Origin of the sequence: Nocardia sp. NPDC058176 (assembly GCF_042883805.1) — a bacterium.
GTDB lineage: Bacteria > Actinomycetota > Actinomycetes > Mycobacteriales > Mycobacteriaceae > Nocardia.
In genome coordinates this window covers 516301-537676 of the sequence record NZ_JBHVVA010000001.1, presented here as the reverse complement: position 1 = coordinate 537676, position 21376 = coordinate 516301, and the positions used below count along the sequence as shown (strand labels likewise).

Below are 21376 nucleotides of genomic sequence, written 5' to 3'. Positions count from 1 at the left end.
TCGCCATCGTCTCCGGCAGATCGGCCTCCGACTCCCCGCAGGCGACCAGGAACGCGAACAAACACAGCACCACCGACAACAACTCTGTATCCGCGGGGGATATTCAAGTCACCAATTCAGAATCTCATCTGGCATGTGGCCTTCCACCTTCGCGATCCTCCGACTCTTCTCCCACTCACCCTCCGCGCTACGGTCGACCCGCGAGGTTCCGACGTCAGCAGAGTAGATCCACAGCTGCTCCGGCGCACTCGACAACCAGCCCACGGTATAACCATGTAGCCGACTGGTGCTGTAGTTCTCGACGTCCTTGTAGACCTCCGCACCCGTCCGCTTGTCGGTGATCGACACATACATCGACAGATTCCCACTGGGGTTCACATGCGCCTCGAAAGACCCGCTCGGAGACGTCACAGGAACTCCAGGCAGCGCGAACCTGCCATCCCCTTCGGCGGTGACCCGATCATTCCCGCACGCCACCGAGGCGAGCAGGAGAACCACCGCAACCAACGGCGTTATGAGTGCTCTCATGATGCGGGGTACCCCTCCATGCTGATCACCTTTCCAGATTCGTCCACGATGACAGTGGCGTCAGCGTTCCAGGTGATCTTTATTTTGTATTCCTCAGCTTTCCCCAAGCTGATCAATTCAGCGAAATCATTCTTGACCTGATCGGTCTGATATTTGGGATTCTCATTGATTATGTCATTCCAGGTATAGCTGTTATACATCTTTATCTCGTAGGTGCCGTCACCCCTCGGCGTAACTACCGAGTTCGGCCTGAACGTGAAATCTCCGACAGTTTCATCCGTCCCGTGGAGATACTGGTAACCAACCATGCTCTCACCGTTCTCCATCTCCGCGTGGAACTTCTGAGGAGTACCGGGCTGCGAGGAATTTCCATTCTGCAGATACCCTTGCAATGCGCTCGCCGCGGCAGTCGCAACCGGCTCGTCAAGTTGCCTGCGCAGCACTTCATTCGCCATCATGTATTCCGACCACTTGGGATCATCAACAATCGTCCAGTCGCCCATGCCTTTGAGGTAGCGGATCAGGATTGCCCGTCCGGCCGCATCCGACTCTGTATGTTGGCTCCTGTTTTCATTCTGGTAGACAATAAAAGAATCCGCTTCGGGCAGACTCACGAACGCGCTCTCGATCGCCGACTGCACCTTCGCGGCAGCAGTGCACGCGTTCTCGAGTGCTTGCTTCACCGCGGCCGTCGACGCATCCGCATCGACCTGCAGGGCGCCCGCTGCCACCGAATACGACGACGCATCCGGCAGCTGGGACAGCAAGGTTTGGTGGGTGCTCGCCGAGATGGTGGCGGTGCCGTCGTCACCGATCTCGTAGCCCTTGGATTCCGCGGACTTCACCGCGTCGACTACAGCCGTTTTCGCTGAATCCAGCCTGCTCGCACCGGTTTTGGCCGCGGTTGCGCCATCTTGCAGGGCTGCGATGACAGTCCTCGTGGTGGTGCGGATCTCGTCGTGCCTGGTTCGCATCGCGTCCGCCGCGCTACCCGTCCAGAAGTCACGGCCGGCATCGACGGCCCGATACTGGGTGTCGTCGAAGCTGGTCAGCTTCGACGCTTGGGCAGACCAGGCGTCACCTCGCGTTGTCAAGGTCGAGGGCTGCCAGGCGAGAACCTGTGCGACGGTCGGAGTTGTCGCACCGGTCTCGGTCGACTGCTGTTCTGCGGTACCGAGCGTGGTCATGCCAGTGCGCTTCGCGCGGCGGTGATGTCGCTCGCGTTCTGGGTGTCCCTGTTCTGGAACTCCGTCACCGCGGTCGATGTTGCCGTGGACAGCGCATCGTAGTCGGCGATCAGGGTTTTCGCGGCCGTGACGACCTTGCCGATTGCCGCCAGCGAGACATCGGGAATCGTCGTTCCCGGCAACGTCAGCTCGACCTCGCCGGTCTCTCCGGCGAACACTGCCGCGGCTATCTCGGTCTCCGCCTTGCCCAACGTCGTCGAAAGCTCTTGTGCCCGTGTCGGATCGAGATCCAGGTCCGTTGCGCCGGCCATGATTCCCCCATTTTCCCCGTAGTTCCGTCGGCGGTCACGCTAGCGATCACGACGCACCCGTGCAACAACGCGACCTGCGTCGACACCTCAACTCGTGATCGATAGGCTCTCTGAACAATTCAGATGGAGAAGGTCACCGCATGGGAGATATCGATCCGGTCTCCGGGCACATCGAGCGGCTCCAGCGTGCGCTCACCGATGCCAGGGGTACGGCGACAAGTGCCGACGGTTCCCTGCGGGTGGAAGTCGGCGCGAACGGCGCATTGCACAGGATCGAATTGGGTGCGGATGGTGTCGATCGAGACCCGCACCGAATGGTCGCGATGATCGTCGAACTGCATCGCGAGGCGATGGCCGATGCGGCGGCGGTCATGCGTGAGGCGGTGGCGGCGCTGGGGAGCGATCCGCGTCTGCAGGAAGGCCGTCAGGAAGTCGCCGACAAGCTGAGTCGACCCCAATCTGCCAGTGGCACTGAGCTTTCCCCGCTTGCAACCGGAGAAGCCGATTCCCCAGTGGTGGCCCGATCCTCGCCCGACCAGCAGCACTCAGCACCAGGGCCCGCTGAGGCTCCGACGCCGACTCGGCTCCCGCCCAGTCGGTCAGCACGACCAACGTCGGGCTCGGCGGAACTGCCCACGAAGGCGCCGCGCCGGCCCACACCGGCTCGGATCTCCGAATGCGACCCCATCAGCTTCGCTCCGGTCACCCGGACCCGCCGGGCACCTGAGCAGCACCCCGGCGATCCAGGACGAACCCAGCCCGATCCCCCGCGCGAGGCGGCCGAAAGAGCGCCTGCCAGCGCCCTACCCCGACCGGTCACCGACGACTCGGCCGAACCACTGCCGCAGCCCGAGCCCCCTGTCGACACCGAACCCACCGAGTCGGTGATCGCCTGGGGCGACCCCGCCGACGACTCGGTCATCCCCCACGACACCTGGCCCGACGACTACTTGATCATGTCCGACGAGTGGTGGGGCTTTCCCTCGACAGACGGGAATTAGCCAGCCCCCAGATTCTGCGGCCACCGACCTCCTGGACGACGAGTAGCCGCCCGCAGCACCGTGGCTCCGTCACCCCGATTCGACTGTCACCCGGCTCCGCTATCGTCGATGCCGTGCGACAGCGGAAGGGACGTTCAGGGGCATGATCCAGACCGAGGCAGTGACCATTCCGGAGCACGTGCACGGGTACCCGCAGGTGGCATTCGGGGGCTATGTGGCCGGAATGCTGGCGCGCCGTTCCGGTGCCGAGACCGTCCGGGTCGATTTCCGCCGGGCGGTCCCGGTCGGCACCCCGGTCACGCTGCCCGTCGAGGAACCCGGGCACGCGAGTCTGGTCGATATGGACGGCACCCTGCTGGTGCAGGCCGCGCCCGCCACCCTGTACACCACCCCGCCACCCACTCCGTCCTGGGACACGGCCAACGCCGCCACCGAGTCCGCGCTCGCGAGCCCGAAACGCCAGGTCACCGACTGCTTCGGCTGCGGCATCGAGTGCGCACCCGGCCACGGCCTCCGCCTGTTCTCCTGGGCGATCCCCGATCACCGGATCATGACCGCCGCGTGGACCCCGGATCCACGCCTCGCCGACGACACCGGCGAGCTACCGCCGGAGATCATCTGGTCAGCCCTCGACTGCCCCGGCGGTCTCGCCGCCATGGTCTTTGATGGTCTGGCGCGCGGCGCGGTCACCGCCGCCCTCACCGCCACCCGCTACCGACCCACCCCCGCCGACGCGGACTACATCGTGCACGCCTGGCCGATCCACCACGACGGCCGCAAACACACAGTGGGCGTGGCCCTTTCCACCCGAAACGGCGACCTGTGCGCTCTCGCCGAGGCCCTCTGGATTGGACCCCGGACCGCAAGCTGAGGATCCGTCGTCACTACCAGTCGTCGACTTCGGCCGGAATGTACTGGGGGCTCAGGGTTTTGAGCCAACCGCCATCCGGTTGACGATCGAAACGAGCGGTCCCGACATCTCCCGAGTACACCCACAACTGCTCGGGCTCACCCGAAAGCCAGCCGACAACATAACGGTGATGCCGGCTGGTGCTGTACTCGTCCACATCCCGGAAGACCACCTCCCCGGTCTCCACCTCGACGATGGACACCGACATCGCCAACGGCTCACCAGGATTCACCTCGCGACGGTTCGGGCGTCGCACACCCCACCGCGCCCACAACGACGAGTGCCACTACCGCCCCAGCAAGACGACCCTTCATTCCCTCGACCCCCAGTAACCTCGTGCTCGTACTTCGACTTGCGCTGAAGAGAGCGGAGAACAGCGATTCCCTCGACATCTTCGAACGGACTCACCAAGCGGAACTACTTCTGGCGAAAGGTAATTGGGCTCTGTGTCGCCATGGGTGCCGTCTCGGTCGGAATCGGAGGATGCTCGTCCTCCCAGGCGGGCGACATGAGCCACTTGGCGACGTGCGCCGACATTGTCTTCCCGGAGGGTGCGGATGTCGTGTGGTTCGAGCACGAGAGCCGGTTCCGGGAGTCGACTTCGGTCGCGGTGGTCGACATTCCGATCGGCTCCGTTGATGAGTTCGAGCGGCGATCCGGCTTCGGGGAGTTCGCGCCGGGGGTTCCCCCGTCTTGGAAGTATTGGGGCGCGACGGGATTGGACGATCCGTTGGCGACGGAGATCGGAAACGAGCACTCGGTGGAGGGTTATCGGGACCCGAGGCGATATGTCGTCATCCACGACGGCGGCGATGCGACGCGGCGGGTCTTCGTTCACGCGGATTGCTGACCGCGTAGGTCCGTTGATCACCAGCCTGTGGTTCTCCTCTGACGCTCACCCGAGAGCGTGGTGACCAAGCGCGAAGGACATCAGCAACCACGTGAAGAACATCCCCGCCACCAGGCAGCCCACGATCGCCGATTTCCAGACGGTCCGAGCATTTGGGAGCTTCACCCAGAGCAGGCCGATGAGCGCGAGCGGGATCGCGACCGGCACCAGCCAGGTGTCGGTCCAGTACGGCAATCGAATTGCCGGAAAACGGATTTCGAGCTCGAGCACGGCAAGACCGCAACCCCAGTAGAGCAGCCAGCCCGCCACGAACCCGAGGATCGACTGCGCGACGATCCCCGCGGCGCGGCGGGCCGACAGCCCTTGCGCGGTCACACCAGCCAGCTCTTGCGCTGGAAGTACTCCGCTTCGGGGTCGTCCTCGTCGTCGTAGACGAGCCGGTCGGGTACCCGGGCTCCGCGGCCCAGGGTCCGTGCGGTCGCGTCGATGCGGTCTTGGAGCTGACGCAGGATTTCGTCCGGGGCCCCGGGGGTGACGGCGATGTCGTCGGCGCTGTGCTCGTGCAGGAGGTAGCGCCCGTCGTTCGGGTAGTCGAGCCAGAGGAAGGCGCGGCCGTCGTCGGTCGGCTTGGAGTCGAGGGCGAAACCGGGCAGGACGGTGATCTCACCCATGCCCGAGCGAGGGCGGCGGAAGAAGCGCTGCGTGTCCTCGGCCGGTGACAGGCGAGTGGGGTGGCGACCGTAGGTTTGCTGATGCAGATCACTGCGTCGGCCCTGGAACGACCGGTGGGAACCGGCGGCCAGACGCGGGATGCGGCCGATCACCTCGGCGGCGATCCGGTGCGATTGGTGCGTGCTGACGGTGATGTCGGTGCCGTACTCGCGGGTCCGCCCGGGGCGCTGGACGGCCAAAGTGGCTGTGCCGCCGGTGATTCCGGCGTGGATGCGGACCACCTGGGTCTGGTCGGGTCCGTAGAACCCGTAGACCTCCACGCGCATCTCGGGTTCGAGCAGCACCGCGAGAGCGTTGTAGAGGGTCTCGTCGAAGCGCGTCGCCAGGCGCTGGGCGGCCGCGGCGCGGCTGCGTTCGAGGTCGTCGGGGAACTCGAGCTCACGCGGGAACCAGCTCAGGGGATACGGCAGTCGGTCGCGGCCGAGTGCCTCGAGGGCGATGGTGAAGGTGAGACCTTCCATCTGCCAGGTGGATCCGGTCATTCGCCGATCACCCCGCCCGGCGGCAGCACGCGCGGTTGCACGCCCAGCAGTTCGGTCTCCCGGTCCTGGATGAGATAGTCCGGGATCTTGTGCTCGCTGTCGTCATCGCCCTTGCCGCCACGCCCCGCACCGGCACCCATTCCGGGCATGCCCGACATGCCGCGTCCGGCGCCGGCACCCGTGCCACCGGCACGCGCGGCCGCCGCGGTGCCCGCCGCCTGTCCCGGCGATCCGGGTAGCGAGGCACCGAGGCCCGGAGTGCCGGTGCCGGGCGAGCCGCCTGGCGATCCGGTGCCTGGGCTGCCGCCGGTACCCAGCGGTGACTGCGTGGTCGGGGTGCCCGCCGGAGTGGTGGCGGCCGGTGTCGTCGGCGTGGTCGCCGCCGGTGTGGTGCTGGTCGGATCCTCGGCGTTCGGGGTGGTCGCGGCAGGAGTCGTCGTGGTCGGTGTCTCCTGCGTTGTCGGCGTCTCCGGGGTCGTCGGAGTCGTCGGGGTCGTCGGCTCCTGCGGGGTGGAGGGTTCGCCCGTGTCGCCGTTGGGCTTGTCGCCTTCGTTCGGCTTGCCGTCGCCGGGATCGGTTGGGGTGTCGGCCTTGAAGGTGCTCACTGCCTTCGCGAGCACCGGGGTCTTTTGGTCGACTTCCTGCGCCACCGGCTGATAGACGGTCTTCATGACCTCCTGCGCGGCCTTCGACGATTCGTCGGCGCGATGTTTCGCGGTCTTCAGCAGACCGGTGCCGGGAATCACGGCGACCGCCTTGTCGAAGGCCGAGACGTCTTCGGGCTCACCGACCGCGGCTTTCGCGTGTCCGAGTGCGCCTTCCAGCAGGTCGATGCTGTTGGCCACCATCTCGAAGGTCATTGCCAGCTTTTCCGCCTCGACACCGTAGGCGCGGGTGCTCTCCATCGACGCGGTGGCCGCCTTGCCCGTCCAGTGCGTTTCGATCGCGCGCTCGACCTCGGTACGGAACGTGGTGACCGCTTCGCGCATGCCCCCGCCGCCGCCCTGGCCGTCATCGAGCCGCCGCCAGCCGTCGGCACCGGCATTGATGTCGCTCGCCTTGACCGCGGACTTTCCGTTGTTTCCCTGGAGTGCGTCCCAGATCTCCTGGTGCGTCCAGGTGCCGAAATCCTCGTGCTTGACGATCTTCGTCCCGGCGTATTCACCATCGAACCGGCCCTGCAGCATCGATCGCTCGTTGCTGATGATCTGCTTGTCGCCACCGTAGGTGTTGGCGGCGTCCTGGTTTCGCGACTTCTGCTGGTCGGCGTTCGTGGACGCCTGGGAATAGTTGTCGTAGACCTTCGCGCCGCCGATGGTGATGATGGCGGGAAGAGCTGCGGCGAAGGGGAACACCATCAGATTTCCCCTGTCTTCTGACCGAGCACGGTGGCGAATTTCTGGTCGGTTTCCTGCAGCTTGCCGATCGCGGCGGCGTAGGTGTCGCGCATGAGAGTGGCGATTTCGATGTGTTGGTCCAGGCGCTTCAGGGCGGAGTCATCGGGATTGTCACTTTCGCCGTTGACGGCCTTGTTCTGGAACTTCTCCCTGAGCAAATCAGCCGAAGGGATGCCGCCGTACCCCGAGAGATGCTCCAGGAATCGAGCGTCCTCTTTCAACTTCTCGAGCTTTCCCACATATGTCGCGCATGCTGCGCGGAGCGCTTCACCAACACCCTCCTCCATGCGGAATTCACCGGCAACGGCTTGCTGTTTGAGCGTTTTCCACTGCGCGATGTCCGTGCCGAGTCCATCAGCCATGAATGTGCGTCCCCCATTTGCAATCACTCATTCGACAAACCTATGCCGGAAGGTGCGGCTCGAGATCAGCAGCGTGCTTCGCAGCGATCGTGCAGGAATCCACGTCCTTCTTCCCGTTCGACAGCCAAGAGGCGTAAATCTCGAACATCCCCTGGGCCGCGGGGAACGCGACATAGCATCCGTCAGGGTTCGACTTCTCTCGGAATGTGATGCCCGAGCGGCCACCAACCGTTGTGTCACCAAGGATGGTCACGGATTCCTTGGCACGCGTCTCGTCGAGGGTGTGACTCGAAGACGCCACCGTCAGCACGTACGGATCACCCTCCGGATACCACGAGCACACCCGCCAACTCGTCGGCCCCGACTGCGCATCGGTGACGGTCCGCTTGGAATCCGGATCCACCCCCGTCGCCCGCAGCACATCCGCGCTCAACTCCGTGCACGGGTTGTAGACCTCGATCGAATCGATGTCGCGAGTAGTGGTCGCTACAGTCGTCGCCGTGCCGTCGACCGAGGTCCCGCACCCCACGACTCCCACCAAGCACGTACCGGCGAACACCGCACCGAGAATCCGACCGTTTCGCACGTATCTCCTTCGATCCCCATCCGAGGGCGCCCGGCAGGCACCGCCACCCAACGATTCCCCCGCTGATGCGTCCCCGCCAGCCGAGTCAGATCTCACAGAATACACAGCGCTCCCAGCCATCCGCCGCCGTCGAGCCCGCTCCACGACGCACCCGGCGGCGACACGACCGCCACCACCCGGGTCCTTCCACACGCTCACAGATGCGTTCCGATCCGCCATCGGTTCGCTCCGCTTGCCTGGCGTCGAGCGCGCCGACGGTTCGTGCTCAGGAGACCGGGGCCAAGGTGCTTGCCCAGAAGTCCGCGTAGCGGCCGTTGTGGCTGAGGAGTTCGGTGTGGGTGCCGTCTTCGACGATGGTGCCGTTGTCGAGGAAGACGATGCGGTCGGCGCGTTGGACGGTGCGGAGGCGGTGGGCGACCATGACGACGGTTCGGCCTGCCATCAGGCGTTCGATTCCCGCGTGGACGGCGGCCTCGTTGACGGGGTCGAGGGCGGAGGTGACCTCGTCGAGCAGGACGACGGGGGCGTTCTTCAGGAGGGCGCGGGCGATCGAGACGCGTTGGCGCTCACCGCCGGACAGCAGGGCACCGCCTTCGCCGACGTGGGCGGACAGGCCGCCGGGGAGTCGTTCGATCACCTCGTCGAGGCGGGCCGCGTGGATTGCCGCCTGTAGTTCGGCGTCGGTCGCGTCGGGGTGGCCGAGGCGGATGTTGTCCTCGATGGTGCCGTCGAAGAGGTAGACGTCCTGGAAGACGATCGCGAACTGGGCGGTGAGGTCCTCGGTGCCGATGGCGCGCACATCGACACCGCCGATCCGGACCGTGCCCGCGTCCACGTCGTAGAACCGGGCGATCAGTTGCAGCAGCGTGGTCTTGCCTGCACCCGACGGGCCGACCACGGCGAGTCGCTGACCGGCGGGCACCGACAGGGTGACCTCGTCGAGGACCGTGCGGTCGCCGTGTCGGAAGGTGACGGATTCGAAAGCGAGGTCATGGTTTTCGGGCCGGGTCGACACGGCGGGTTCGGGTAGAGGTTCGGTGCTCAGGACCTCGTCGAGGCGCACCAGTTCCGACCGTGCGGCGCGCAACTGTCCGGCCATGTCTGCCAGCGACAGGAGTGGATCGGCGCAGCGTGCGGCGAGGACCAGGATCGCGAGAACCTCTGCGGCACCGATGTTTCCGCCGAGCGCGAGGTAGGTGCCGAGGACGAGCAGCGCGGTGAACATCGCCTGCACCACCAGCGACAGCCCGAGGATGCCGGGCAGTGCTGTCAGCGCGCGACGGTGGGAGGCGCGTTCGACCTCGTGCAGGGAGTCGTCGAGCAACCGGAATCGTTCGGCCGTGCGGCCACCGGCCCGCAGCACCGGCTGGGCCTGCAGGTATTCGATGACGCGTCGCGCCGCTTCGTGATCGCGTTCGTGCCGCTCGGCATCACCGACGGCCATTGCCCGCCCGCTCCAGAGCTGGACCGCCACCACGATCGGCACGGCGGCGGCCGCGGCCAGGCCGAGCTGCCAGTGGTAGGCGAGCATCACGACCACGATGGTCAGTGGTGTGACGGCGGCGGAGATCAGCGGCGAGAGCAGGTGCGCGATGACGCTCATCGCCTGCAGCACACCGCGACTGGCCAGCACCGACACCTCACCGACCCGTCCGGCGGTGTACCAGCCGATGGGCAGCACGGCCAGGTGCTCGCCGAGCCGGTGGTACACCCCGCGCAGCAGGGTGGTGCCGGCGCGGAAACCCGACAGGTCGCTGTAGTAGCGCAGCAGCGCGTAGCCCGCGACGGCGGCGCCGAGCGCGATCAGCCACGGCCAGGCGTCGGCGGGTGCGGGTCCGAACAGGGCCCGCAGCACGGGGACCAGCAGCGCGTAGGACAGTCCTTCGACGACCGAGGTCACGGTCATCAGCGCCACGGTGCGCCGGACGGGTGTGGCGTACTCGTGGCCGAGCACGCGCAGCAGTAGGCGAATCATCAGTGTTCTCCCGGTGGTTCGGTGGCGGCGATCGCCGCTCGGTGCGCGTCGAAGAGGGTCGCGAATTCGCCGCGCCGGGCCAGCAGGTCGGCGGGCCTGCCCTGTTCGACGATCGCGCCGTTGTCCAGCACGACGACGGTGTCGGCGTCGGCGATGGTCTCGAGCCGGTGGGCGATGACCAGGATGGTCCGGTCGCCGCCGAGGCTCGCCAGTGCGCGGCGCACGGCCTGTTCGGTCTGCGGGTCGGCGAAGGCGGTCGCCTCGTCGAGGACGAGCACGGGGGCGTTCGCGAGCAGGGCGCGGGCGAGTGAGATCCGTTGTGCCTCACCGCCGGACAGGGTGGTCTCGTCACCGATCTGTGTCTCGTAGCCGTGCGGCAGTTCGAGGATGCGATCGTGGATGTTGGCCAGGCGGGCGGCACGGACCACCTCGTCGCGGTCGGCGTGCGGCACGGCGAGGGCGATGTTGTCGGCGACCGACGCGCGCAGCAGGCGCACGTCCTGGAACACGAACGACACCGTCCGGTAGAGCTCGGCACTGCCGAGTTCACGCAGGTCGACACCGCCGAGCAGGACCGCGCCGTGGGTCGGATCGAAGAACCGTGGCAGCAGCTGGACCAGCGTGGACTTGCCGCTGCCCGAGGGCCCGACCAGCGCGGTGACCGTGCCGGGCTCGAGCACCAGGTCGATGCCGCGCAGCACCTCGTGCCCGGTCTCGTAACCGAAGCGGACGTCCCGCAACTCGACCCGATGCCCCTGCGGCGCGAGCGGATGCGCGGGTTCGGGCAGGGCGGGCTCGTCGAGTACGTCGCGGATCCGGCCGAGCGCGCGCCGGGCCGCCTGCAGGTCGTCGAAGCCGTGGCCCAGTGCCGCCACCGGCGCGGTCAGGCCGAGACCGAGCAGGACGAACGGCAGCAGGTCCGCCGGTGCCATGCCACCCGAGGTGATCAGTACGGTGCCGCCGGCGAGCACGACGAACAACACGAACGGCGGCGACAGCGCCACCTGCATCCCCGCGGCCACCCCGGCCAGGCCGCGCACCATCCGCAGGAAGATGTCGGCGAAATGGTCTGCGGCCGTGCGGAATCGACGGTGTGCGCGCTCGGAGCCGCCGAAGGCCTTCACCACGGCGATGCCCTGCACGAACTCCACGACGGCGTCGGCGATCCGTCCCATGGCGGCGTCGAAGTCCTCCTGTTCGCGCAGCCGCGTCGGCGTCATCATCAGCGGGACCAGCGCCACCGCCAGCAGCACGGGAATCAGCGTGATCAGGGTGAGCCGCCAATCGACGGTGAACAGGTAGATCAGTGCCACCAGCGGCACCACGAACGCCGACACCAGCTCGCCGGGCGCGTGGGCGATGACCGGATGCACCGCGCTCACGTCCTCGCCGACGACCTTCGCCAGCTCGCCGGTGCGCCGCCGGGAGAACCAGCCGATCGGCACCCGGCCGAGCCGATCGGCCAGCTGCCGCCGCAGCGACAGCTGCACCCGGTTGTCGAGCAGGTGCCCGATGCCCGAAGACGCCGCCGTGCACACCAGCCGGACCAGCAGGCCGAGCGCGCCCGCGAGCACGACGAGCCAGACGTGCCGGTGGTCGACCGGGCCGGACGACAGCAGCGTGCGGCCCAGTTCCACGACCGCGAGCAGGGGCGCGAGCCCCGCGATCGCGCCGACGACCTGCAGGATCACCACGGCGGCGAATCCGCCCGCATGCGGGCGCAGCAGGCCCGGCGCGGTGTCGGCCGCGGGCGCGCGCACCTCGGTGACGGTCATCGCTTGGCGTCCGAGCGCTCGAGCAGGTGGCTGCGCAGGTGCGCGAGGATCTCCGCGCGGGCGGCGACGGCCGAGGGAACCATCCCGGACATGCTCAGGAAGGCGTGGGTCGCGTCCGGATAGCCGGTCAGTGTCGTCTCGACGCCCGCGCTCCGCAGCCGCTCGGCGTAGGCGGTCGCCTGGTCTTCGAGTGTGTCGGTGCCGACGGATTGGATCAGCGCCGGTGCCAGCCCGGTGAGATCGTCGAACGACAGCGGCGAGATGGTGCGGGCGTCCAGGGTCGGTGGCACCGCGAGGCGCAGCACCGCACGGCAATTCGCCGGGGTCGAGGTCGGGCTGTCCGCGTTCTCGGTGAAGGAGGGATAGTCGAAGGCGCGCTCGGTCCAGTCCAGTTGCGGGTTGACCAGCACCTGCGTGCGCATCGGCACCCCGCGCTCGCACGCCCGGATCGCGACGAGCGCCGCGAGCGTGGCGCCCGCGCTCGCACCGAGCACGGCGACCCGGGTGGGATCGGCACCCCACTGTCCGGCCTGCTCGACCAGGTGTCGCGTGGCGTCGCGGGCGTCGTCGACGGCCGCGGGCAGCGGATGTTCCGGGGCGAGCCGGTAGTCGACCGAGGCGACCACCGCCGGGCACTGTGCCGCCAGGTGACTCAGCAGCCAGTCGTCCTGCTCGGGCGTGCCGGAGATGCAGCCGCCGCCGTGGAAGGCGACGATCAGCGGCAACGGCGCGTCGGCGCGGTCCGGCTGATACATCCGCACGTCGATCCGGCGACCCGGCAGTTCGAGGGTGTGGGTCGTGATGCGGGCGCCGCCATCGGGTCGGCCGGTGACGAGTCGGCCGATGCTCGACCCGCGCAGGCGGTCCTGCGCCGCGCGGATCTCGACGACCTGGTCGGGGGTGACCGAGTCCCAGTCCGGGCCGCTGGACAGTGCGGCCAGAATTCGCATTCGTAGGGGGACTTTGCCTCGCATGATGTGGCCTTTCGGGCGTCTCGTCGTGCTCTTCGCCGGCCGCTGTGCGGGCGGCGTAGCGATACCCTGGCAGGTGTGACCGTGGGTGCGCTTTCGGAAATATGCGGTCCGACCCGCTCGCCGCTGGTCTGGATCCGGCCCGGGCATGCCGGATACATCGGGCCCGAGCTCGGCGTCGACCCGCATTCGGGGTCGGTGGCGGTGCTCAGCGTCGGATTGGACGGGCCATTCGTGCTCGACACCGCCACCCACGGCGAGATCACGACGCGCAGTTCGCTCTCACCGGCCCGCGCGGTCCACCGGGTCAACGCGCTCGGCGAGCCGATCCTGCTGCTGTTCGTCGACGTCGCCGGTGCGGCGGCCGCCGCCATCGCGGCCGAGATGACGGACACGGCCGGTCCCTATGGCCTCGGGCACCGGCGCGAACGCGAGATCGTCGCGCGGTGCCGTGACGAGGTGGTCGACCCGGAACTGGTCTTCGCTCAGGCCGTCGCCGGGCGCACGCTGGTCGTCGATCCCCGGATCGAAGCCGTCACCGACGCGATCCGGCGCAACCCGCAGCGCACGTTCCGGGCCGAGAGCGTGGCCGCGGAACTCGGCCTGTCCACATCGCACTTCCTGCGCCTGTTCGCCCAGCAGTGCGGCACCACGTTCCGCCGCTATCAGCAGTGGTCACGGGTGATCCACGCCCTGCGTGGCGCGGCACAGGGCCGCGATCTCACCCGATGTGCCATCGACGCCGGGTTCGCCACGCCGTCGCACTTCAGTGAAACCGTCCACCGGATGTTCGGCATGTCGATCAGCCCGGTGCTGCGCGCCGGGGTGCGCTTCGATCTCGGTACCGCGCCTTGATGTTTCGCGCGGACCGGGCTCAGCCCAGGACCGCGCGGGGGTCCGGCACGAACATGCGCGCCTTGTCGCGCACCATGCCCCACATCGCCAGGCCGAGCATCGGAGTGTTCTGCGCGATCAGCATCTGGCGACCGCTGAGATCGACCACGGCGGGCACGACCACGGTCCCGTAGCTCATCGCCTTGTTGGTGACGGCGCCGAAGCTCTGTGGCTGCACCCGTTCGGAGACCAGCGCGGCGATCGCGCACGCGCCGCCTTTCACCGCGAAGGCGCTCGGTCGCCGGATGGACCGCGCGAATTCGTCGACCTGCCGGGTGAATCCGGCGACGGTGGCCGGGGAGATCTCGCCCGCGTGCCCGACACACACGGCCAGCTCGATCGGATTCAGCGAGCTCTTGATCACCGCGCCGATCCCGATCGTGGTGAACACCGGCCCCACCCAGTTCCGGCTCACCTGCAGACCACCCATCGCCATGTGGTGGGCTACCGCGGCCAGGTAGGTCTGCATCATGGGACTCTCCTCCGGCCCCGCGGGCATCGAAGGGGGTTGCTGCACAGCGGGATTCGACTGCTGCGCGCCGTACTGCGCGGGTGGATACCCAGACTGCGGGTAGCCCGGCTGCCCGTAGGGCTGCGGCGGCGCGCCGTAAGGCGCCGGCTGCTGCGGGTACGGCGGCGGCGCGCCGTACGACCCCGGCTGCTGCGGATACGGCGGGTAGGGCGCCGGTTGCTGCGGATACGGCGGCGGCGCACCATACGGCCCCGGCTGCTGCGGGTATCCGTAGGAACCACCCGTTCCACCTGGCGTCGTCATTGCCCCTCCTCCACCGGTCCCGCGCTTCCGCCTGGAGTGCAGCACAACCGACGACTCACCGCATCGACCCCGCCCAGACACTGAACCCGGACCCTACCTGGTCCCCCACAACCGACGGCACGCGCACTCGGACCTCATCCAGCCCCAAGAGACACATTAGTGATACTTTTTGAGAGAAAAGTATCACTAATGTCAATCACTGGTACCTAAGTAGCACTACACTTCAGTAGTGATACTTTCACCGGACTAAGTATCACTAATCCTGGCCAGATGGGTGGAGGTTACATGCGGATCGAAGACTTCTCCCCCGCTCAACAGGCCAATGTGGTCCGGGCCGAGAAGGGGTACCAGGCCTTCACACCGCCACCACTCCCACCGGCCGTGGCACTGGCACCGTCGCTCATTCGGCAATTGTCGACCGCCGATCGAGCGGTCGGCGAACTGGCCGGACTGGGGCGCAGCCTACCGAGTCCGGAACTGTTCGGCCGTGCGCTGGTCCGACGCGAAGCGGTCTTGTCCAGCCGCATCGAAGGCACTGTCGCGTCCCTCTCCGATGTCGCGATGTACGAAGCCGAGCGACCCGCCAAGCCCGCCGGTGACGTGCAAGAGGTGTTCAACTACATGAGCGCCATGGATCATCTGCTCGACGAGGACCGCAGGTTGCCGTTGAGCCTTCCGCTGCTGCGCGAGGCGCACCAGATCTTGATGACCGGCGTTCGCGGCGACCATGCCACCCCGGGCGAGTTCCGGCGCAGCCAGAACTGGATCGGACCGCCCGGGTCCACGATCTCGACGGCGCGGTATGTCCCACCGCCGCCGGAGCTACTGTGGTCACCCCTCGACGCGTTCGAGAAGTACCTCCATGCAGAGGGCGAACTTCCCCCGCTGCTGGCGATCGCGGCGGCACACTGTCAATTCGAGGCGATCCACCCCTTCATCGACGGCAACGGCAGAATCGGGCGGCTACTTGCGGTCCTGCTGCTCGTCGAGTGGGGTCTGCTCCCCGCGCCGCTGCTCGATCTCTCGTCTTATATCGAGCCTCGACGAGACCGTTATTACGAAGGGCTGCTGCGGGTTTCGACCGAGGGTGACTGGCACGGGTGGTTCGAGTTCTTTCTCGAAGTGATCGAGCGGCAGGCCCGCGACAGTCTGGCTCGCGCGGTCCGGCTGGACACCCTGCGGTCCGACCTCCGCGCGCGTGTCGCCACTGCTCGTTCTTCCGGACTGCTGGCTGTACTCGTGGACGAACTGTTCCGCGCGCCGGTGATCAGCATCAATATCGCCAAAGCCGCGCTCGGCGTCACCCATCGCGCCGCCACCGCCAATGTCGAGAAGCTGGTCGCCGCGGGCATTCTCGTCGAGGTGACCCGGGGCCGTCAGCGCTTCTTCGCAGCTCCGGAGGTTCTCGATGTCATGAGCGGGGGCTGATTCGGCGCGGGATCGCCGGCTGGTGGCACTAGCATCGGGGGCGGTGTATGCCGACGGATCGGACGTCGACTCGACTGCGGGCGAGGAGTGGGTGCGATGGGCGAGAGGGCGAGGGGTTCGCTCGATGTGGACGCGGCTTTTCGGGGCGCGCTGGCCGGGCTCGTCGCGCCGAGCGGGGTAGTGGAGGGTATCGATTCCGCGTTCGGGCTGGAGTTGTTCGAATCCCAGGTCACCAGTAGACATCTCGATCTGGCGGCGCGGCGGTTGGGGGTGGCGCGGCAGGGTTTCTACAGCATCGGGTCGTCGGGGCACGAGGGCAATGCGGCGGTGGCGGCCGCGGCGCGGGTCGACGATCCGGCGTTGCTGCACTACCGGTCGGGGGCGTTCTTCGTGCAGCGGTGCAGACAGATTCCCGGGCTCGATCCGATCCGCGACGTGCTGCTCGGGGTGGTCGCGGCGGCGGCCGATCCCATTTCCGGGGGCAGGCACAAGGTGTTCGGGAGCGCGCGTGCCTCGATCATCCCGCAGACCTCGACCATCGCCTCGCATCTGCCGCGCGCGGTCGGCCTGGCTTTCGCACTGGATCGCGCTGCCCGCCAAGGTATTTCGTGTCCGTGGCCCGCGGATGCGGTGGTGGTGTGCAGTTTCGGTGATGCCTCGGCCAATCACTCCACCGCCACCGGCGCGATCAATGCCGCCCTGCACGCCGCGCATCAGGGCGTGCCGATGCCGATCGTGTTCGTCTGCGAGGACAACGGACTCGGCATCAGCGTGCCGACCCCGCCGGACTGGATCGAACGCGCCTACGGCCCGCGCCCCGGGCTCACCTACCTCGCCGCCGACGGCTGCGATCTGCCCGATGTCCTCGGCGCCGCCGAGGACGCGGTCCAGCTGGCCCGATCCTGGCGGGTGCCGGTCTTCCTGCACCTGCGCACGGTCCGCCTCGGCGGGCACGCGGGCTCCGATGTCGAGGCGGCCTATCGCGGTCCGGCCGAGACGGCCGCCGATCTCGCCCGCGATCCCCTGGTCGGCACCGCCCGCTATCTGATCGCGGCGGGCGTCACCGACGCGGACGACCTGCTCGCCCGCTATGAGCGGATCGGTGCGCAGGTGCGCGAGACCAGCGACAAGGTGGTGCGCGAGGCGCGGCTGGACTCGGCGGCAGCAGTCGTCGCGCCACTCGCCCCGGCACATGCCGACGCCGTCCGCACCGATGTCGTTCGCGCGGTGCCGCGCCCGGCGCTGTCCGAGGATTCGCCACCGTCCGGGACCAGCCCATCCGCGATGACACTCGCCCAAGCGATCAACCACACGCTGGGTGAGATCTTGGCGCGGGATCGCGATGTGCTCGTGTTCGGCGAGGATGTCGGGCGCAAGGGTGGGGTGTACGGGGTCACCAAGGGGCTCAGGAAGCGGTTCGGCGCGCGGCGGGTGTTCGACACGCTGCTCGACGAGCAATCCGTCCTCGGGACCGCGCTCGGCACGGCGCTGGCCGGGTTCGTGCCGATCCCGGAGATCCAGTATCTGGCCTATGTGCACAATGCCGCCGATCAGATCCGCGGCGAGGCGGCGACGCTGTCGTTCTTCTCCAACGGGCAATATCGCAATCCGATGGTGGTGCGGGTCGCCGGACTCGCGTATCAGAAGGGCTTCGGCGGCCACTTCCACAACGACGATTCCCTTGCGGCCCTGCGGGACATCCCCGGTGTCGTGGTGGCGGTGCCCGCCCGCGCCGATGACGCGGCCGCCATGCTGCGGACGTGTGTGTCCGCGGCCAGGGTGGATGGTCGCGTGTGCGTGTTCGTCGAGCCGATCGCGCTGTACCACACCAGGGACCTGCATCCCGGCGACGAATCCTGGCTCGCGTCCCCCACCGACGCGCACGTGCCGATCGGCAGTGCCCGCCTGTACGGCGACGGCGCCGATCTCACCATCGTCACCTTCGGCAACGGCGTCCCCATGAGCCTGCGCGCCGCCGATCACCTTGCCGCCCAAGGCATACACGCCCGCGTTCTCGACCTGCGCTGGCTCAACCCACTCCCGGTCGCCGACCTGCTCACCCAGGCCGAGGCCACCGGCCGGGTGCTGATCGCCGACGAGACCCGCCGCGGCGGTGGCGTTTCCGAGTCGGTGTACGCCGCGCTCATCGACAACGGCTATCGGGGCGCGCTGGCCCGCGTCACCAGTGCGGACAGTTTCGTCCCACTGGGTCCCGCCGCCGATACCGTCCTGCTGAGCGAAGCCGACATCGAAGCCGCCGCAACAGCACTGATGACCGGCTGATTCCGGGCAGCCGGACTCACCTGGTGGGTGTGGTCAGCCCATCGGCGCGCAACCACTGCTGGAGCACATGGGCCGATCGTGCCTGGTGCCGACGCAGATGAGGCGACCGGTTCGGCGCGGGCAAACGGCAGTTGTGCTCCCAGTACCCGGCGAGCGCCACCAGGAACCCCACGATCACCGCCCGGTCGACGTCGATGGTGGCGGGATGCTCGGCCAGGATCGGACCCGGGTCAACGCCCGCGACGAGCAGCGACGGCACCAGACATGCCAGGTCGATCCAGCGGGCGCCCCGGCACGGTGACGCCCAGTCCACGACGAGAACCGTGCCGTCGGCGGCCCGGATCATGTTGTCGGGTCGCAGGTCGGTGTGCACGAGCGCGGTGCCCTCGGCGGCGGCGAGCCAGCGGGTCTCGTAGTCGGCCAGGATGTCGAGGCGCGAGCAGGCCCACCGGCTCAGCCCTGGCGGCGGACCGTGCTCGGCGAAGACCGTCCAGTAGGCGAGGGCGGGACCGAAGCACTCGGCGAACGGGGTGAGCGACAGGTCCGAGATCGGCAGGCGACCGAGCTGGTCGACGGTGGCCGAGACGGCCGCCCATTCGTCCGGTCGGTCGAAGCGGGGATGGCGGCCCGGCACGTCCTCGAACACCAGGGCGACCCAGCCCGCGAACGCACCGGCGAACAGCAGGGCCGGGCTCGGAGTCGCCGCGGGCAGTCCGGCCACGGCCGCCGCCTCGCTTCGATAACTCGCCGCGAGCGGTTCTGTCGCCTCGATCGCCTTGACGAACACCCGCCGCCCGTCACCGAGCAGCAGCCGTGCCGCGAGACCGGAGGTGAATCCACCCTGCGGCGTACGCGCCGAGCGCACGGTGGTCCCGAGTCGGTGTTCGATCGCGGCACGCACTGGCTCGGGCACGTCGAGCCAGTCGGGCCGTACGGCCGTGTTCCCGGTCATGCCGCTATGGAAGCACGGCTCCCCCGTTGGGCGTCAACGGAATTCGGGCGGACCCGGCGCGATCAGCCGAACTTGATCTCCAGGCCGATGCCGAGGATCGCGATGACCCAGACGATGCCGACAAAGATGGTGATCCGGGTGAGGTTCTTCTCGACCACGGTCGAGCCGGACAGGCTCGACTGGACGCCGCCACCGAACAGGCTGGACAAGCCTCCACCTTTGGCGCGATGCAACAGCACCAGCAGCACCAGCAGCAAGCTGGTGACGACGAGGAGGATATCGAGGAACAGCGACATGGCGTTCATCCTAGGTGGTGGTCGGACTGCCGGTCTAACCAGGCTCGACCGCGACCAGGTGGGCCACGGTCTGCGAGCCCGCGGCGAAGTCCGCGACGGTCAGCTCGATCTCGTGGTCACGCGCGGTGAGCCGGACCTGATGCTGGTGCATGTGCTCGGCCCACGACCGCACCACGAACGCCTCGACGTACCGGTCGACGGTGCCGACATCGCGGTAGAGCCGCCATTCCATCGCCCCGGTCCGCTGCCGTGACCGCCCGACCAGCGCCATCGCCGCGGTGAACTCCGCCACACGTTCGGGTGGCACGTCGTAACCGCGCATCACCAGCACCGGCCCGTCCTCGGGATCCGGTTCGACGACGAGCTGCGGTTCCGGCCAGAACGCCGCCGGGGAGAGGTCGAGGTCCTCGACGTTGTGCCGGATCGGCCACCACAGCGTGCTGACCGCGCAGCAGGCCAGCATTCCGGCGGCGATCAGCAGCGCCGTCACCGCGCCATAGGCCCCGGCGACCAGGCCCCACAGCAGCGAGCCGATGGCCTGCCCGCCCATGAAGACCAGCATGTACACCGACAGCCCGCGGGCCCGCACCCAGGCGGGCAGCAGCAGCTGCATGGTCGAGTTCAGCGTCGACATGGCCAGCAGCCAGGCCAGGCCCGCACCGACCAGCAGCACGAGCACCACCGGCACGCTCGGCACCAGCGCCGTGGCCACCGCGCCGAAGCCGAACAGGATCGCGGCCAGCGCGAGCCGCTGGGTCGGGGTGAACAGCACCCGCAACCGCGACAGCCCCAGCGCGCCACACACGGCGCCGAGCCCGAGCGCGCCGAGTAGCAGGCCGTAGCCGTCGGAGGACAGGCCGAGCCGGGAGTGCGCGATCACCGGCAGCAGCGACCACACCGCGCTGGCCGGGGCGATGAACAGGATCGCCCGGAAGAGCACCCGCCGGATCGCGGGCGCCGCGCGAATGAAACGGGTGCCCGCCTGCAGGGCGGCCAGCGGCCGTTCACTGGGCAGGGTGCGGGCGCGCGTCGGCCACTTCGAGACCACCAGCACCGCGACGATGCCGAGGAACGAGAGCGTGTTGAACCCGAACACCACGGTCGGCCCCGCCACCGAGACGATCACGCCCGCGATCGCGGGTCCGACCGCCCGCCCGATGTTGATGCTCATGCTGCCCAGCGCCGCCGCCGAGGTGATCTGGTCGCGCGGCACGAGCTCCGGCTGGATCGCCTGCCAGGCGGGGGCGGTGAGCGCCTGCCCGCAGCCGAGCAGGAACAGCAGCGACAGCAGGACCGCCGGGGTGGTGTGGCCGGTGGCGGTGAACACGGTCAGCGTCAGCGAGGCCAGCGCCATCCCCGCCTGCGCGCCGATCAGCAGCCGGCGCCGGTCCACCAGGTCTGCCAGAACTCCCGACGGAATCGACAGCAGCATCACCGGCAGGGCGAGCGCGGTCTGGACGAAGGCCACCAGCGCGGCCGCGTTGGGCTCCTCGACGAGGATCCACTGGGCGCCGACGGTCTGCATCCAGGTGCCGAGATTGGACACGAGCTGGGCGATCCAGAGCGCCCGGTACACCGGGGAACGCAAGGGCGCCCAGGTCGACATCCGCTCCGCGGGCACGCTGCTCACCCGCCGAGCATATCCCTGGCGACCGCCCGTGCTCGCCACGCGAGCGCGATG

Annotated in this window: 22 protein-coding genes; 6 read left to right on the top strand and 16 right to left on the bottom strand. The window is 68.2% G+C overall.

What is annotated here, in order from left to right; translation table 11 throughout:
* Positions 1-108 precede the first annotated feature (108 nt).
* The 3 genes from ACFVVM_RS02550 to ACFVVM_RS02540 are packed head-to-tail and all read right to left on the bottom strand — an operon-like array spanning position 109 to position 2026.
* A complete protein-coding gene (locus ACFVVM_RS02550) occupies positions 109-528 on the bottom strand; it encodes a hypothetical protein (protein ID WP_387612259.1) in 420 nt (139 codons plus the stop codon).
* Complete coding sequence (locus ACFVVM_RS02545) at positions 525-1715, bottom strand: WXG100 family type VII secretion target (protein ID WP_387612257.1); 1191 nt, start codon at positions 1713-1715, stop codon at positions 525-527. The genes ACFVVM_RS02550 and ACFVVM_RS02545 overlap by 4 nt, the downstream gene beginning before the upstream one ends.
* On the bottom strand, positions 1712-2026 hold the full coding sequence (locus ACFVVM_RS02540; RefSeq protein WP_387612255.1) for a hypothetical protein: 315 nt from the start codon (positions 2024-2026) through the stop codon (positions 1712-1714). The genes ACFVVM_RS02545 and ACFVVM_RS02540 overlap by 4 nt, the downstream gene beginning before the upstream one ends.
* Positions 2027-2166: 140 nt before the next feature.
* Between ACFVVM_RS02540 and ACFVVM_RS02535 the strand changes: the two genes are divergently transcribed.
* Positions 2167-3027, top strand: coding sequence for a YbaB/EbfC family nucleoid-associated protein (locus tag ACFVVM_RS02535; protein WP_387612253.1), 861 nt, complete (start codon positions 2167-2169; stop codon positions 3025-3027).
* Positions 3028-3169: 142 nt separating this feature from the next.
* Positions 3170-3898: a PaaI family thioesterase gene (locus tag ACFVVM_RS02530; protein WP_387612251.1), complete on the top strand. Its 729-nt coding sequence runs from the start codon at positions 3170-3172 to the stop codon at positions 3896-3898.
* A 13-nt stretch (positions 3899-3911) separates the two neighbouring features.
* On the opposite strand, the gene ACFVVM_RS02525 is transcribed toward ACFVVM_RS02530, so the two are convergent.
* Positions 3912-4139, bottom strand: coding sequence for a hypothetical protein (locus ACFVVM_RS02525; protein ID WP_387612250.1), 228 nt, complete (start codon positions 4137-4139; stop codon positions 3912-3914).
* 306 nt (positions 4140-4445) lie between these two features.
* On the opposite strand from ACFVVM_RS02525, the gene ACFVVM_RS02520 reads away from it, so the two are divergent.
* Positions 4446-4787 carry a hypothetical protein gene (locus ACFVVM_RS02520; protein ID WP_387612248.1) on the top strand — a complete coding sequence of 114 codons (342 nt, stop codon included), beginning with the start codon at positions 4446-4448 and terminating at the stop codon, positions 4785-4787.
* A gap of 45 nt (positions 4788-4832) precedes the next feature.
* Here ACFVVM_RS02520 and ACFVVM_RS02515 read toward each other — a convergent pair whose 3' ends face one another.
* The 8 genes from ACFVVM_RS02515 to ACFVVM_RS02480 all read right to left on the bottom strand — a co-directional run bounded on the left by ACFVVM_RS02515 (position 4833) and on the right by ACFVVM_RS02480 (position 13070).
* Positions 4833-5162 carry a hypothetical protein gene (locus ACFVVM_RS02515; protein ID WP_387612246.1) on the bottom strand — a complete coding sequence of 110 codons (330 nt, stop codon included), beginning with the start codon at positions 5160-5162 and terminating at the stop codon, positions 4833-4835.
* Entirely contained in the window at positions 5159-6001 is an 843-nt protein-coding gene (locus ACFVVM_RS02510) for an ESX secretion-associated protein EspG (protein WP_387612244.1), read from the bottom strand. The genes ACFVVM_RS02515 and ACFVVM_RS02510 overlap by 4 nt, the downstream gene beginning before the upstream one ends.
* Positions 5998-7359 (bottom strand): hypothetical protein, encoded by a 1362-nt coding sequence (locus ACFVVM_RS02505; RefSeq protein WP_387612243.1) that lies wholly within the window; start codon positions 7357-7359, stop codon positions 5998-6000. The genes ACFVVM_RS02510 and ACFVVM_RS02505 overlap by 4 nt, the downstream gene beginning before the upstream one ends.
* A complete protein-coding gene (locus tag ACFVVM_RS02500) occupies positions 7359-7760 on the bottom strand; it encodes a hypothetical protein (protein ID WP_387612241.1) in 402 nt (133 codons plus the stop codon). Before ACFVVM_RS02500 ends, ACFVVM_RS02505 begins: the two co-directional genes overlap by 1 nt.
* Before the next feature lie 40 nt (positions 7761-7800).
* Positions 7801-8346, bottom strand: a complete 546-nt coding sequence (locus tag ACFVVM_RS02495; RefSeq protein ID WP_387612239.1) for a DUF3558 domain-containing protein — start codon at positions 8344-8346, stop codon at positions 7801-7803.
* 265 nt (positions 8347-8611) lie between these two features.
* Positions 8612-10321, bottom strand: a complete 1710-nt coding sequence (locus ACFVVM_RS02490) for an ABC transporter ATP-binding protein (protein ID WP_387612237.1) — start codon at positions 10319-10321, stop codon at positions 8612-8614.
* Positions 10321-12096, bottom strand: a complete 1776-nt coding sequence (locus tag ACFVVM_RS02485) for an ABC transporter ATP-binding protein (protein WP_387612235.1) — start codon at positions 12094-12096, stop codon at positions 10321-10323. Before ACFVVM_RS02485 ends, ACFVVM_RS02490 begins: the two co-directional genes overlap by 1 nt.
* Entirely contained in the window at positions 12093-13070 is a 978-nt protein-coding gene (locus ACFVVM_RS02480; protein ID WP_387612233.1) for an alpha/beta hydrolase, read from the bottom strand. Before ACFVVM_RS02480 ends, ACFVVM_RS02485 begins: the two co-directional genes overlap by 4 nt.
* 75 nt (positions 13071-13145) lie before the next feature.
* Here ACFVVM_RS02480 and ACFVVM_RS02475 point away from each other — a divergent pair, with 75 nt between their 5' ends.
* Entirely contained in the window at positions 13146-13922 is a 777-nt protein-coding gene (locus ACFVVM_RS02475) for a helix-turn-helix domain-containing protein (protein WP_387612231.1), read from the top strand.
* Between the two features lie 19 nt (positions 13923-13941).
* Here ACFVVM_RS02475 and ACFVVM_RS02470 read toward each other — a convergent pair whose 3' ends face one another.
* Positions 13942-14736, bottom strand: a complete 795-nt coding sequence (locus ACFVVM_RS02470; RefSeq protein WP_387612229.1) for a hypothetical protein — start codon at positions 14734-14736, stop codon at positions 13942-13944.
* 285 nt (positions 14737-15021) lie between these two features.
* Between ACFVVM_RS02470 and ACFVVM_RS02465 the strand changes: the two genes are divergently transcribed.
* Together ACFVVM_RS02465 and ACFVVM_RS02460 are read left to right on the top strand one after the other, a co-directional pair.
* Complete coding sequence (locus tag ACFVVM_RS02465; protein WP_387612227.1) at positions 15022-16164, top strand: Fic family protein; 1143 nt, start codon at positions 15022-15024, stop codon at positions 16162-16164.
* Positions 16165-16260: 96 nt separating this feature from the next.
* Positions 16261-18447 carry a thiamine pyrophosphate-dependent enzyme gene (locus ACFVVM_RS02460; RefSeq protein WP_387612225.1) on the top strand — a complete coding sequence of 729 codons (2187 nt, stop codon included), beginning with the start codon at positions 16261-16263 and terminating at the stop codon, positions 18445-18447.
* 16 nt (positions 18448-18463) lie between these two features.
* Here the strand turns inward: ACFVVM_RS02460 and ACFVVM_RS02455 are convergent, their stop codons facing one another.
* The 3 genes from ACFVVM_RS02455 to ACFVVM_RS02445 all read right to left on the bottom strand — a co-directional run bounded on the left by ACFVVM_RS02455 (position 18464) and on the right by ACFVVM_RS02445 (position 21301).
* Positions 18464-19399 carry a phosphotransferase gene (locus tag ACFVVM_RS02455; protein ID WP_387612223.1) on the bottom strand — a complete coding sequence of 312 codons (936 nt, stop codon included), beginning with the start codon at positions 19397-19399 and terminating at the stop codon, positions 18464-18466.
* Positions 19400-19461: 62 nt separating this feature from the next.
* On the bottom strand, positions 19462-19695 hold the full coding sequence (secG, locus tag ACFVVM_RS02450; RefSeq protein WP_387612221.1) for a preprotein translocase subunit SecG: 234 nt from the start codon (positions 19693-19695) through the stop codon (positions 19462-19464).
* A gap of 34 nt (positions 19696-19729) precedes the next feature.
* Positions 19730-21301: an MFS transporter gene (locus ACFVVM_RS02445; protein WP_387616715.1), complete on the bottom strand. Its 1572-nt coding sequence runs from the start codon at positions 21299-21301 to the stop codon at positions 19730-19732.
* Positions 21302-21376: the final 75 nt, after the last annotated feature.

Excerpts from the sequence above, each read along its gene's own strand:
- ACFVVM_RS02550 (WP_387612259.1), bottom strand. The coding sequence starts at position 528 with ATGAGAGCACTCATAACGCCGTTGGTTGCGGTGGTTCTCCTGCTCGCC.
- ACFVVM_RS02545 (WP_387612257.1), bottom strand. The coding sequence starts at position 1,715 with ATGACCACGCTCGGTACCGCAGAACAGCAGTCGACCGAGACCGGTGCG.
- ACFVVM_RS02540 (WP_387612255.1), bottom strand. The coding sequence starts at position 2,026 with ATGGCCGGCGCAACGGACCTGGATCTCGATCCGACACGGGCACAAGAG.
- ACFVVM_RS02535 (WP_387612253.1), top strand. The coding sequence starts at position 2,167 with ATGGGAGATATCGATCCGGTCTCCGGGCACATCGAGCGGCTCCAGCGT.
- ACFVVM_RS02530 (WP_387612251.1), top strand. The coding sequence starts at position 3,170 with ATGATCCAGACCGAGGCAGTGACCATTCCGGAGCACGTGCACGGGTAC.
- ACFVVM_RS02520 (WP_387612248.1), top strand. The coding sequence starts at position 4,446 with ATGAGCCACTTGGCGACGTGCGCCGACATTGTCTTCCCGGAGGGTGCG.
- ACFVVM_RS02510 (WP_387612244.1), bottom strand. The coding sequence starts at position 6,001 with ATGACCGGATCCACCTGGCAGATGGAAGGTCTCACCTTCACCATCGCC.
- ACFVVM_RS02505 (WP_387612243.1), bottom strand. The coding sequence starts at position 7,359 with ATGGTGTTCCCCTTCGCCGCAGCTCTTCCCGCCATCATCACCATCGGC.
- ACFVVM_RS02500 (WP_387612241.1), bottom strand. The coding sequence starts at position 7,760 with ATGGCTGATGGACTCGGCACGGACATCGCGCAGTGGAAAACGCTCAAA.
- ACFVVM_RS02490 (WP_387612237.1), bottom strand. The coding sequence starts at position 10,321 with ATGATTCGCCTACTGCTGCGCGTGCTCGGCCACGAGTACGCCACACCC.
- ACFVVM_RS02485 (WP_387612235.1), bottom strand. The coding sequence starts at position 12,096 with ATGACCGTCACCGAGGTGCGCGCGCCCGCGGCCGACACCGCGCCGGGC.
- ACFVVM_RS02480 (WP_387612233.1), bottom strand. The coding sequence starts at position 13,070 with ATGCGAGGCAAAGTCCCCCTACGAATGCGAATTCTGGCCGCACTGTCC.
- ACFVVM_RS02470 (WP_387612229.1), bottom strand. The coding sequence starts at position 14,736 with ATGACGACGCCAGGTGGAACGGGTGGTTCCTACGGATACCCGCAGCAG.
- ACFVVM_RS02465 (WP_387612227.1), top strand. The coding sequence starts at position 15,022 with ATGCGGATCGAAGACTTCTCCCCCGCTCAACAGGCCAATGTGGTCCGG.
- ACFVVM_RS02460 (WP_387612225.1), top strand. The coding sequence starts at position 16,261 with ATGGGCGAGAGGGCGAGGGGTTCGCTCGATGTGGACGCGGCTTTTCGG.
- ACFVVM_RS02455 (WP_387612223.1), bottom strand. The coding sequence starts at position 19,399 with ATGACCGGGAACACGGCCGTACGGCCCGACTGGCTCGACGTGCCCGAG.
- secG (WP_387612221.1), bottom strand. The coding sequence starts at position 19,695 with ATGTCGCTGTTCCTCGATATCCTCCTCGTCGTCACCAGCTTGCTGCTG.
- ACFVVM_RS02445 (WP_387616715.1), bottom strand. The coding sequence starts at position 21,301 with ATGTCGACCTGGGCGCCCTTGCGTTCCCCGGTGTACCGGGCGCTCTGG.